9 protein-coding genes are annotated in these 11,968 nt (G+C 43.6%); 2 read left to right on the plus strand and 7 right to left on the minus strand.

From position 1 onward, the window contains the following. The first annotated feature begins 207 nt into the window (after positions 1-207). Positions 208-879 (plus strand): YiaD family glycine zipper/OmpA-like lipoprotein, encoded by a 672-nt coding sequence (locus DC094_RS01810; protein ID WP_116685376.1) that lies wholly within the window; start codon positions 208-210, stop codon positions 877-879. Positions 880-945: 66 nt separating this feature from the next. Here DC094_RS01810 and DC094_RS01815 read toward each other — a convergent pair whose 3' ends face one another. The 7 genes from DC094_RS01815 to rarD form a co-directional block, all read right to left on the minus strand. Then, on the minus strand, positions 946-2,793 hold the full coding sequence (locus DC094_RS01815) for a DEAD/DEAH box helicase (protein ID WP_116685377.1): 1,848 nt from the start codon (positions 2,791-2,793) through the stop codon (positions 946-948). Between the two features lie 139 nt (positions 2,794-2,932). Next, positions 2,933-3,136 (minus strand): type II toxin-antitoxin system HicB family antitoxin, encoded by a 204-nt coding sequence (locus tag DC094_RS01820; protein WP_116685378.1) that lies wholly within the window; start codon positions 3,134-3,136, stop codon positions 2,933-2,935. 194 nt (positions 3,137-3,330) lie between these two features. Continuing rightward, positions 3,331-6,816, minus strand: coding sequence for a pilus assembly protein (locus tag DC094_RS01825; protein WP_158527190.1), 3,486 nt, complete (start codon positions 6,814-6,816; stop codon positions 3,331-3,333). 1,335 nt (positions 6,817-8,151) lie between these two features. After that, positions 8,152-8,766, minus strand: a complete 615-nt coding sequence (locus tag DC094_RS01830; protein ID WP_116685380.1) for a pilus assembly PilX family protein — start codon at positions 8,764-8,766, stop codon at positions 8,152-8,154. Positions 8,767-8,789: 23 nt separating this feature from the next. Next, entirely contained in the window at positions 8,790-9,554 is a 765-nt protein-coding gene (locus tag DC094_RS01835) for a PilW family protein (protein ID WP_116685381.1), read from the minus strand. Next, positions 9,551-10,069, minus strand: coding sequence for a type IV pilus modification protein PilV (gene pilV, locus DC094_RS01840; RefSeq protein WP_116685382.1), 519 nt, complete (start codon positions 10,067-10,069; stop codon positions 9,551-9,553). Before pilV ends, DC094_RS01835 begins: the two co-directional genes overlap by 4 nt. 222 nt (positions 10,070-10,291) lie before the next feature. Continuing rightward, positions 10,292-11,173, minus strand: coding sequence for an EamA family transporter RarD (gene rarD, locus DC094_RS01845; protein ID WP_116685383.1), 882 nt, complete (start codon positions 11,171-11,173; stop codon positions 10,292-10,294). A gap of 100 nt (positions 11,174-11,273) precedes the next feature. Here rarD and DC094_RS01850 point away from each other — a divergent pair, with 100 nt between their 5' ends. Then, positions 11,274-11,939: a thiopurine S-methyltransferase gene (locus DC094_RS01850; protein ID WP_116685384.1), complete on the plus strand. Its 666-nt coding sequence runs from the start codon at positions 11,274-11,276 to the stop codon at positions 11,937-11,939. The last annotated feature ends 29 nt before the right edge of the window (positions 11,940-11,968 follow it).

The following is an 11,968-nucleotide window of genomic DNA, read 5'->3' on the forward strand; positions in this document are numbered from 1 at the left end:
GTAAACCACCTCAAAAGATCAGACCAACTAGAAAACTATTACCGCACCTTTTCTTGCACCCAATATAGATAAAATTATCCATTACCTCTTTTGCTGATTGATCATTAGCTATTAATTTCTTATTGTTCGGCCTACTTACCTATTCATTGCCCGTGCAAATCGTTCTGGTGCTCTGAAAAACTACCGACTTGAGATAAGGAAACTCCAATGAAACATTCAATTCGGACGATATCCCTAGCACTGGTTATCGCTATTGGCGTAGCAGGTTGCGCAACAACCAACCCTTATAGTGGCGAGCAAAAAACCAGCAACGCCACCAAAGGCGCCGGACTTGGCGCAGTCGCTGGCGCACTTTTAGGCGCAGCCATATCGAGCAAAAAAGATCGTAAGAAGGGCGCACTTCAAGGTGCTTTGTTAGGCGCAGGCATTGGCGGTGGTGTTGGCTATCGAATGGATGTTCAGGAAGCAGAGCTTCGCAAGCGTCTGGAAAATACTGGTGTACGCGTTTCGCGTGATGGCGACTCAATTCGCTTAGTGATGCCAGGGCATATTACTTTTGCGGTAAATCGCTCAAACGTTCAATCTGATTTCTACCCAATCCTCAGTTCTGTTGCCGAAGTCTTAGTAGAGTTCAAAGAAACCTCAATTCAAGTTGAAGGCTATACCGACAGCTCAGGCAGTGACAGCCACAACCAGCAGCTGAGTGAAAACCGAGCACAGAGTGTTGCTTCGTTCATGAACCAGCAAGGTATCGACCGCCGGCGCATGCACATTACCGGTTACGGCGAACGCTTCCCAATTGCCAGCAACAATAAAAAAACCGGTCGAATGCAAAACCGCAGAGTTGAAATCAAAGTTATTCCACCGCAAAAAAGTTAATTAAAATTAGCCCATAAAAAAAACGGCCAGTACTTTTCAGTATTGGCCGTTTTTTATAGATCAGATTTAGCTGCGATCACGATTTTGTGGGCGACGACGTGGTGGACCACGACGCTCTCCACGATTATCTCGATCACCACCAGTGCGACGCGCTGGGCGCGGCGCAACCAACCCAACATCACCTTCTTTGATGGTACCCATACCGAGTTTTTGCTGACAAACACGTGCTTTAGTCAGTTTTTCTAGAGTAGGCTCATCCAAGTTGGCAGGCAAATCGATGGTAGAAAAATCGGAATAGATTTCGATATGACCGATGTAGCTACTATCTACTTCACCTTCATTGGCAACTGCACCAACGATGTTGCCTGGCTTAACACCATGAGAATAACCTACGTCTAAACGATAGCGATTCATCTCGACTTCAGGACGGCCCTTCAATGGACGCGCTTTTGGATCGAGAGCAACTGGCTTACCTGGTTCACTAGGCTCGCGCGGCTGACGTCGGTTACTATCACGACCACCATCCCGGCTGTCTCGACGCTCACGACGTTCAGAATCATCACGACGCTGGAACGGTTTATCTTCAACAAACAGCGGCTGATCACCTTGCGCCATATAGGCCAGGGCAGCAGCAACTTTAACTGGATCAACTTCTGTCGCAGCTAAAGTCTCACCGATCAGTTGATCAAAAACTTCCAGATCCTGACTTGCAATTACTTCAGAAATTCTCTGCTGGAAACGCTGCTTACGCGTCACGTTAATATCGTCAGCAGAAGGCATTTCCATACGTTCGATTGGCTGGCGCGTTGCCCGCTCAATTGCACGCAATAAATAACGTTCACGGTGCGCAACAAACAAGATTGCTTGACCGGAACGACCCGCACGACCAGTACGGCCAATACGATGGATGTAAGACTCAGTATCAGCAGGAATGTCATAGTTAATGACATGACTAATACGCTCAACATCTAGACCACGTGCCGCAACATCGGTTGCAACCAAGATATCCAACTTCCCTGCTTTCAAACGCTCAACAGTTCGCTCACGCAATTTCTGCGCAATATCACCATTCAAGGCTTCGCAAGCATAACCACGGGCAGACAGCTTCTCAGCCAATTCTACCGTCATGGTTCGAGTTCGAACGAAAATAATGATGCCTTCGCATGCTTCGGTTTCCAAAACACGAGTCAAAGCATCCAATTTATGCAAACCACCTACCTGCCAATAGCGCTGACGAACAGTGCTGGCAGTTGCAGTTTTTTGCTTAATACGGATTTCACGAGGCTTGGTCAGATACTTATCTGCCACTCGCTTGATTTCATGGGGCATGGTCGCTGAAAACAGTGCGATTTGACGCTGTTTTGGCGTTTGCTCAAGGATCCACTCGACATCGTCGATGAAACCCATGCGCAACATTTCGTCAGCTTCGTCAAGTACCAAGGTTTTTAAACCGCTAAGGTCAAGACTGCCGCGACGGATGTGATCCATTACTCGCCCAGGCGTGCCGACAACAACATGAACACCGCGACGTAAACTACGCAGCTGCTCAGTGTATCCAGCACCGCCATAAATAGGCAGCACGTGAAAGTCACGCATATATTTGGCGTAGCTCTGAAATGCCTCGGCCACCTGAATCGCTAACTCACGAGTCGGAGTAAGCACTAAAGCAGCAGGACCACTCTTACAATCAGTGATGGTTTCCAATAATGGCAACGCAAAAGCCGCCGTCTTACCGGTACCGGTTTGGGCTTGACCTAGCAAATCCCCACCAGTTAATAAGGCAGGAATACTTTCTGCCTGGATAGGTGATGGCGTTTCATAGCCCAGCGCGGTCAGCGCTTTAAGAACTGGCTCAGAAAGACCAAGTTGGTCAAAAGTGCAGGTTTCAGCTTCTGCAGAAGAAGATTCAGACATTCAGGTACTACCAAATGAAGAGAAATGGACGACAAAGGGGGCAAGATTGTACAGTAAGAACAGACAAAAATCCTTAACAAAAAACAATTCGGAGATTAATCTTTGGCGGCCCAATCTACAGGCCGCCGGGGGATTGAACTTAACCAGATCTAAATGCAGCGCTATGCAGCAAAAGATCGATTTCTAACTCGATTGGCGACAACCTTGCTTGCATGGCTTCAGTAGCACACGCTAACGCCTGTTCGAGGTTCTCTTCTCCGGTGGAAAAAGTTAGCGGAAAGTCAGGGACTGTCACACTAAAAGACTGGCCTTTATCATGATTGGGCAGGACGTGCATTTTCATATACGAGCCTCCTTTGGTTCGGCCAGAAAAACAAAGCAATACATCTTTTTTGACGCATCCCTTGCAGCCTAACGGAACACCATTGCATGACACAACCCCAAGTACGTTAGTTTTTGGTAAAAGACTTACCAAATCGGGAAATAGTCAGCATAAACGGTGACTCACCTGAACTTTGGCAAGCCACCTACAAAAAATTAATTAAGCCGACGCCAGCTTTGCCGCCCTTTTCTCAGCGAACCATCCTCAAATAGAACGCTGGTCGTACCATTAAGACCGTTATATATCACTTGGTTGCCCACCAAAGATGGCGCTAATAAAGCATCTAAGCGAATTGCAGTTGCGGTTTGAGGCCCATCAGCCGTCACTAAGAAATCTTCCAGATTAACCTCTTGATCACGATTCAAATCATAATAAGGAAACAGGTAACGCTCGCCAGTTGCAGCCCTCAACCCATACAACCAGGTTTCGACACCCGCGGCAGAGCAACGATCGATCGATGGCGTTAAAGTAGTAAACAGCAATAGCTCTCCACTAACTAGTGAATTAGAAATCTGCAACTCTCCCCGAGCTTCGCCACCATCAAGCAAGTCCATATACCAACCCAATTGATCACGAACGCCCTCTGACGTTTTCCAGCTAATTACTCCAATATTTGACGTTCTTACATCACGCAGTTCAATTAACCCACTCCCTGCTGGCGCAGGCAAGCCAAAGCTAGCTTGAGAAATTTCATCACTCAAAGTTCTAGATTTTAGACTCGATCTTGAAACAACTTGATTAGACGACGTTCTCGCCGCGACGGAAATTGCACCATCAGTTTGCCAGTCCCACAAACCGTAAAAAGATTGCACTTTATTGGTGTTCGCCAAAGCATCACCCTGCTGCAAATATCGACCCGTACCAAAAAGCACCAAATGCCCTTCTGCTGCTGGATGGCGTATCACTTGTAAGCGACTAGTGATTGGCTGAGGATTATTATCGCCATCCTTGGCAGAAAACATTGGCTCACCCGCCAAACCAACTTGCCAATCTACCGGCGCACTTACTGCAAAGGCTGGACTGTCACCGGCGTCAATTAAATCAAAGCGCCATACATTCCCAAGCAGATCGCCGGCATAAACGAAATCAACAACTAGATCCCCATCAACATCGACCACTGAAGGTTGCGACAAACTATTCGGCGCAATAATGCTTCCTGTTTGTGTATCCAGCTTTTTAATTACAGAGCCATCTTCAATATCAATGAGTAATATTGACGCATGACCAGAAGTAGAGACACTTGAGTCAGCCAACGAGTTGTTATAACCATTTGAAGAAATCACTGCCCATTTATCATTAGCTAATTTTGCAATTGATGGCTGCTGGTAAACAAAGCCGAGGTCGGCATCGTCGGCATCACTAAATTCCCACAACAAATTAATATTACCGGGATCTGTAATATCCAGTGCATACAACCCTTGCCCACCCTTCATTCCTGCAACCAACACCGTATGCCATGCACCATCAAAATAAACATCCTGAACAACTGGAGTGACATCTAACAATTGTTTATGGCTGTAATTTGCATCTGACAACCTAGGCAGGTACGAGAGAATTTTCGCAGGAATAAATGCATATTGTTCATCACCTGTCGCAGCATCAAACGCATGCAGCATTCCATCATTTGCTGCTACATAGACACGTTCTTCTCGCAACGCCTGCTGACTTGCAAAAGCAGCATAACTATCACCAAGACCGACCAAATCTGGCTTGCCAACAAAAACAGCCGAGCTTTCTACAATGTCGCCCAACAAGCTTGAACGCGTGCGGAAACCACCACCACTACCTTCCCCGCTCTGATCACCACGGACCCAATTTAATCGCTGCTGGCCCAGCACATCAGTTAAAGAAAAAGCATTAGTATTAAATAATGCTCGCTCAGTCGAATTCAAGCTACCCCATTTAAAATCAACTAAAGATTCGGCACGGGAAAACTGAATTTTTCTTTCAGAAACATTTGCAGCAGCCAATTGTGCTTTAGCACTCCACAACAATTGATTATTAGAAGTTCTAAATGCACGCACATCACCACTCCAATCTTCGCTATCAAAACTGGTGATATATGACCGAGTCAAACCTGAAGAAATTGCCGAATCAAAATTAGCTGCAGACGAAGAGTAATTTTTCCGAGTAATTCGCTCGACAATATTTCGAAACGCAATTTCTAAGTCCGTTGAATTTGATGTACTAAAGAATTCTCCACGGGAATTAATCGCCGCATGCCAAAGGTCATATGCTCGAACTTCATTCCAGCCCTCACCATTAATCTCATTAGAAAATGGCCACTGAGCAGCACCAGAAAGAAGTTGGCTGAAACCACCAGAAAAAGTACTACCAATATAAGGCGGATTCACCAAAAAGTTTTGCAACCCAAAACCTACAAAATAATTAACCATGTGCTGCCATGTCGCCGGATCATTTTGAGGCAACCAATACTCAGCAGAACTATCTGACACACTCTGATTAATACTTGGCACAACATCATTGGCGATAGCTGCGGCTAAGTCGGAAGACCAATACTGGAAAGCTATATCTGCTAAAGTATCATCTCCATCTTGCCCCCCTCCGTTAGATGGAAACTGAACCTGCTGGTCTTGATACGGAGCACGTGGTACGTAAGAACGACCATCAGGAAGGGTTGCACTTCTACTGTCAAGGTTCTGAATAGAATTTCTACTGCCAGTCCACAAGCCATCTGTTAACGCAACATGGTAATTTCGGCGACAACTATAAATAGGCTGCTCAGTCTCAGATGGAGAAAATGCATAAGGACTATTTACGCCACTTTGTATTTTTAAATACTCACCAACCCTAGCAGTAGCTGAACGAAGCGGCGTCCCATCATAACTCGATGTCAGATTACCCAACCAATTAAATAATTCGGCTCTATGCTCACCAGAAAAATTACGGAGACGATTCTCAACCAACTCGTATTCTTGCGAATCTCGACAATCACCGAAAGCAAATCCACCACAGTTATAAGACTGAAAAGCCACACGAACCGATTCTGGCAAAGCATGAAATGCTCGATTAGCTGCAGTTTGCGCCGTCAACAAACGCGTTCGATAAAAAGAAAACCAGCTAGCAAAATTCTGCTCTTGTGCAGCAGAAACTTCTTGCTTTACATAACACCCATCATCCAACAGATCACCTGTACAAGCAGGCAGCGTAGGCGTCCAAGTATAAAAAAAAGCACGACCCGCTTCAAAAGGCCCGTCTTGCCCCATATGACGAACCTTTTGATGTTGATTACCGGTACTGTCATATCTCGTCGTGGGCAAATAATCACTCCCTAGGTTAGTTGTCCCTTTATCTGTACGAAAACCATTAAAAAAGGCAGACGAAAAACTAGTCACATAGGGCTGACCATTAGCCTGTATAGGAGCGCTATATCCAACACTAGGATTAAAATAAAGTGGGTTCTGATCTGAAGCTAGATAAATTCTTTTACGATAATTTGAACTCGACAACACAAATTCATCATAACCGCGCCTCATACTATTTGAGTCGTCAATGGTTAAAATAATATTTGGTTCAACTCCTTGTTGAATAAACAAAGGAATTTCACTCAAATTATTCGCCGGCAAAGCATTTGAACTAAAAACCATAGCTGCAATACTTATTATTAATTTATGTCTCATCCAAGATTCCATTTTCCCAAGCAATAGTACTGAAGCGACAGTCAACCCACTGCATAATTGACAAGACCATCAAATTTAAAAACAAGCTATTGACACAAAAGTCAAAAATAAATTGTTTTCTGAGGTCATTTCTTTTATTTATAACGCACATGAAATGAACTAATGAAAGTCAGTTGTGCAAGCGGAGGTTTTCAAGCGACAGGGGCTGCCCAGCAAGAAATACGCTACAACAAATCAAATAAAGTAAGCATATTGGTAAAATAGAATACTAGTAAACTATAATGATTCTTCTAGAAAACAGCGGATTCAATAGAGACATATAAAAACATGCATTGCAAAAAAAACCATCTAAAAATCTACACAACCAAAACCGATAAAAAAAACAAAAAAAAGCCGCGCAAATATGCGCGGCTTTTTTGTACAAGTCAAAGAGCTTATTTAATTTAGTTTTTTCCAAGCTTGCCGCCCGACCCTACGATCTTCTGGACTATAAATCGCATCATCCATGCTATTGTAATGAACACGCCCACATATCAAGGTCAAAACTTAAAATGAATCTAATTTAATCACCATTATTGGGTGGTCACCACTAAGCCTGGTCATTACCCTCTTTTCAACAAATCATCCTGATTCAAATCGTAGAAAGAGAAATCCAACACACCTCCTGTGGCGGCACCTACACCATAGATCCAACTCTCGACACTTATGTCGCTACAACTCTTGATTAAAGGGACATGATAATTTTGGCGGCAATTTAATATTGAAGGTTTTTACTGAAATGGAATGTGCTCACAAGGGCTGTCAATGCCTTTTTTTGCATGCTGCTTTCCGGCTCGGTTCACCCCTGGCCTCAAGGGTGTTCCGCTATCCACTTTAAATTTTTCCAATCAGCTAAAATAGTTATTTCGATGCCGATTGATAAACACCCAAAGCTGATTATTGCCATAGCCAACTCCCATATAAAGCAGGAGCACGAAACCCTCCGCTATACGTATATTTACAAAACTCTGCCGTGACCAAAATCTATTATAATATGTCTTGTAAAAATCGGGTTGATAAGCTGTACACCTACCTTTAATGGACACACGCAAGTAAAGCCAGAATTGCAATACAAAGGGCTTCCTTAAAAGCAAACCTTTTGAATCTACAACCTCCAAATATATCTGATTGAGCCTCAGTCATACACCTTGAGCCATTCAGTGTTAAAATAATATTAGGAGCTCTACCTTGCCCTATAAACAACGAGCCTGACTCAAATTTGCCGCCATAAAGACGTTTTTAGCGAGAACATTTCCTTGCGGCTAAACAACAGATTATTTTTTCATGAGTTTCTCGCTACTGCCTTTTTATATAGAGACTTTGAAAACGACTCAGTGATTCCTGATCTCGACCAACACTGGCACTGGTCACTCGATAATAACTAGGACCAATTCGGCGCATTCTTTGAGCAGGGTCTACTACTTCAACTCGCCCAGTAGAATCCTGCAAGTCATAACCCACATATTCAATTACATACCTTGGCGGTGCAGTTAAGTCACCAAATTTTATTTGATTATTACCATCAGCGTCCGTGACTGCATTACCGTCTTCTCCAGTAATTTTCAAACCAAACTGGAATGTTTTTTGTAAACCATCATCCTCAGGATTTAACCACCAAGCCCAAGTCGCAGGTAAGTCTTCAAGTTCACCTGAACTATCTACTCTGGCTGGCGTTACAATGTCATCAGCTTTATGGTCTGCAGCAGGCGCATCTGTCAGGTTTTGCAATGCTTCCTCGCCACCGGTTAAAGCAGCCTCTGACCCAACATCAGCCAATTGATGATCTGAGTTAACTACGACTAATTTTTGATCAATAACGCCTTGCTCTAAAGTCGGTAAAACAATCAAACTCATGACGATCAATAAAACCAAACTGACTAGTAAAACGATCCCGCGTTGTTTCTTCATCATTATTTACTTCCTAGCCAACTAAATTAAATCGTTCGGTTTCTAATACTGATAACCATGCTGCGAGGAATATATAACCGGTCATCTCCCGTTGTAATTGTGGTGGCTGCAGCAGCATCTAACGGAAAAAAATAATTAGCTACAGCGCTATTCACGTTTTGCGTACTAAGCATAAGTAAATCAAGTCGAACTGCACCCAATCGAGTCAATTCAGCATCAGTAGGTGACGTTGTGCCACTTGTAAAATAGCTTAAACCCGAACTTTGTCCTGCGGGTCTAATGCCATAACGAATTCTGAAATCACCCACCATGCTAGCTAATAAACTATCATTTGCACCAACCGCGCAACGTAATTGATTTTGTGCATTAAAAAATATTCGCTGAGTATGCACAGCCTCTGCCCCAGCAAATGTTCCAAGACAAGTTTTATCCGTTGTAGAAAACTGCCGACGGAAACAAATACCATTTCCTGTAGTTGCCGGTGCAATCACAACCCCAGCGGCCATTGCTGGACAATCGTTAGCTGCAGCAACCTCAGGAAAAGTTAACCATGGATCATCTTGAGCACGAATCCGATAGCCTGCTTCTCTCAGCATTAATTCAATCCGGCTTTCGACTGATCTGGCTTGCTGCTGTAATTGCTGGCGAACCATCATATTTCGATCGGTTGTTTGCCCTGCAACAAATACTCTCGAAACCGCAGCTAAAACCAACAACCCCAGCACCAATGAGATCATCAGCTCAATCAAGCTAATGCCTTGTTGTTGAGAAGGTCGAGAAAATTTAATCATGGCCAAAATACCACTCTAAATTGCTGGGTTGTTACTGCACCCGAACCATCGGCAAAAGAATCCCAAGTCATTTGAATGACCGTTTGCTGGCGCTCACTACTAGCATTATCACCATTACAAACATTTACATCAGTTGGGTCTGGATCGTGACAAATATAAAAACCACTATTTAGCTGAGCGTCTGTTACTTGTGGCATCATTCGCCTGACCTTTAATCGCCAATCAAATAATTCACGCGCTGCCAATTCGCTAACTGTGCAAGATGTCGCTGCAGTACAAGCAGCGATTTCAACAGGGAATGCTGTACCCGGCGCTTTATAATATCCACTCCACCCAGCAGGATTAGCCTTGATCGACTCAATCAATTCATTACTTAACGCCACTGCTCGAGACTGAAGTTGCCGAGCAGTGCCCATTTGCGCAGCTTCCAGCTGCTGAAAGGCCAGCCCAAGCATGCCTGCACTCATTACTACCAGCGCTAGAAGGACCTCAATAAGGGAAAACCCCCGCTGCATACGATCAACTCCTGCTTTGCGATACGTCAGATTTAGTGTTTCTTGTTAAAAATCTTATAACTAGCCATCTAGGCAGCGCATGCAACTTCAGTCGGACGGTACAGCGAGCAGGACAAACCTAATCAATCAAAAATTGAGGAAAAAATTACTAGAAATATAAGCAGTATGACAAGCCCATCACAGAAATCATTAAAAACTTTAAAACCAAGTAGTTAATGTAATTTAAGCATTGCGACGTGTTTTACTGTAACGCCTCACAGCTTGAGCAACCAACAAACCAAGCGCTGTCCATATAAAAGCAAACGTCAGCATTATTGAAGCGGTCAAAGATTCACCAAACAAAAATATCGCTAACAATAATGAAACGGTCGGCGCAATATATTGAAAGAACCCTAAAAAACTTAATGGCAACAAACGAGCCGCGATAGCAAACCAAATTAATGGCAATGTTGTGACTACTCCAGAAATCGCCAACAATCCAACATCAATAGCAGATCCCGATACTATTTCCCCACCACCCAACCAAGCCAAGCCCATTAACGCTAGCGGCAATGCTAAAGCGGTTTCAAACCATAAACCAGTAAAGGCATCAGCTGGGGCTATTTTGCGGACAAGTCCATAAAAACCAAAGCTAAATGCCAAAACCAAAGCAACCCATGGCAAATAACCGACTACAACTAACTGTATTAACACACCAGTTGCAGCCAAAGTAAGTGCTAACCACTGCACCTTGTTTAATCGCTCGCCTAGAAATAACATGCCTAGAAAAATCGATACCAATGGGTTTATGTAATAACCAAGGCTAGCTTCTATTACTCGATCGTTACCCACAGCCCAAATAAAAGTCAGCCAATTGCCTGAAATCAGTAATGAACTAAGCAGCATAAAACCAATTTGTTTCTTGCTAGAAAGGATTCGGCGAACGCCATCAAGTTTATGAGTAAAAAATAAAATCAGCGAAACCAGTAAGAATGACCAAACCACTCTATGAGCTAAAATTTCGACCGGCAGTACATCTGAAACTGCTTTAAAATAGATTGGCGACAACCCCCACCAAATAAACGCCAGCAATGCGAAACTGCTGCCCCGGGTCGTTTGTTCCACAAAAACATTCCTCTTAACTTCACTAAAAACTTGCTTCAAAGGGAGAGAAAGGTTACTTGTTTGGCTAATCAAGTCCAACTCTTATTGATCAAAGGCAGCTATGGAACACCAGTTTTGGCATAACAAATGGGAACAGAAGCAAATTGGTTTTCATTTGCCACACAGTCACCCGCTACTCGAAAAATATTGGCTTTCACAAACGGCTGGGCACAAACCTGGTCATGCAACTGTTCTGGTGCCTTTATGTGGAAAAAGTATCGATTTGTTATGGCTGCGCCAGCAAAAATTCAATGTGCAAGGTGTTGAACTGAGCGCGATCGCTGCATCAGATTTTTTCTCTGAACAGCAGCTGACACCAACAATTACTACTAAAAAAGATTTCAGCCACTACAGCGTTGATCAACTAGAAATTATGGTGGGTGATTTTTTTAAATTATCAGAAACAAATACTTATTCATTAATTTATGATCGAGCTGCACTAATCGCATTGCCACAAAAAATGCAGAAAAATTATATCGATAAGCTATATCAGATCACAGCGCCAGGCAGCAATATTCTGTTGATTACACTGGATTACGATACGCAAAACGACACTATCATTGGCCCTCCTTTTTCGACATCGCCTCAGCAGGTTGAACAGCTATTTGCAAATAATTGGCAAGTCAAACAACTCGAACGAGCCGATGTGTTACAGCAGGAAGGAAAATTTAGAAAAAAAGGCGCTCAGTGGGTGTATGAAACAGCTTGGTTAATTCAGCGCAAGTAATTATTAGGCCGGGTGATATTTGCTAGCCA

Origin of the sequence: Pelagibaculum spongiae, assembly GCF_003097315.1 — a bacterium.
Classification (GTDB): domain Bacteria; phylum Pseudomonadota; class Gammaproteobacteria; order Enterobacterales; family Pelagibaculaceae; genus Pelagibaculum; species Pelagibaculum spongiae.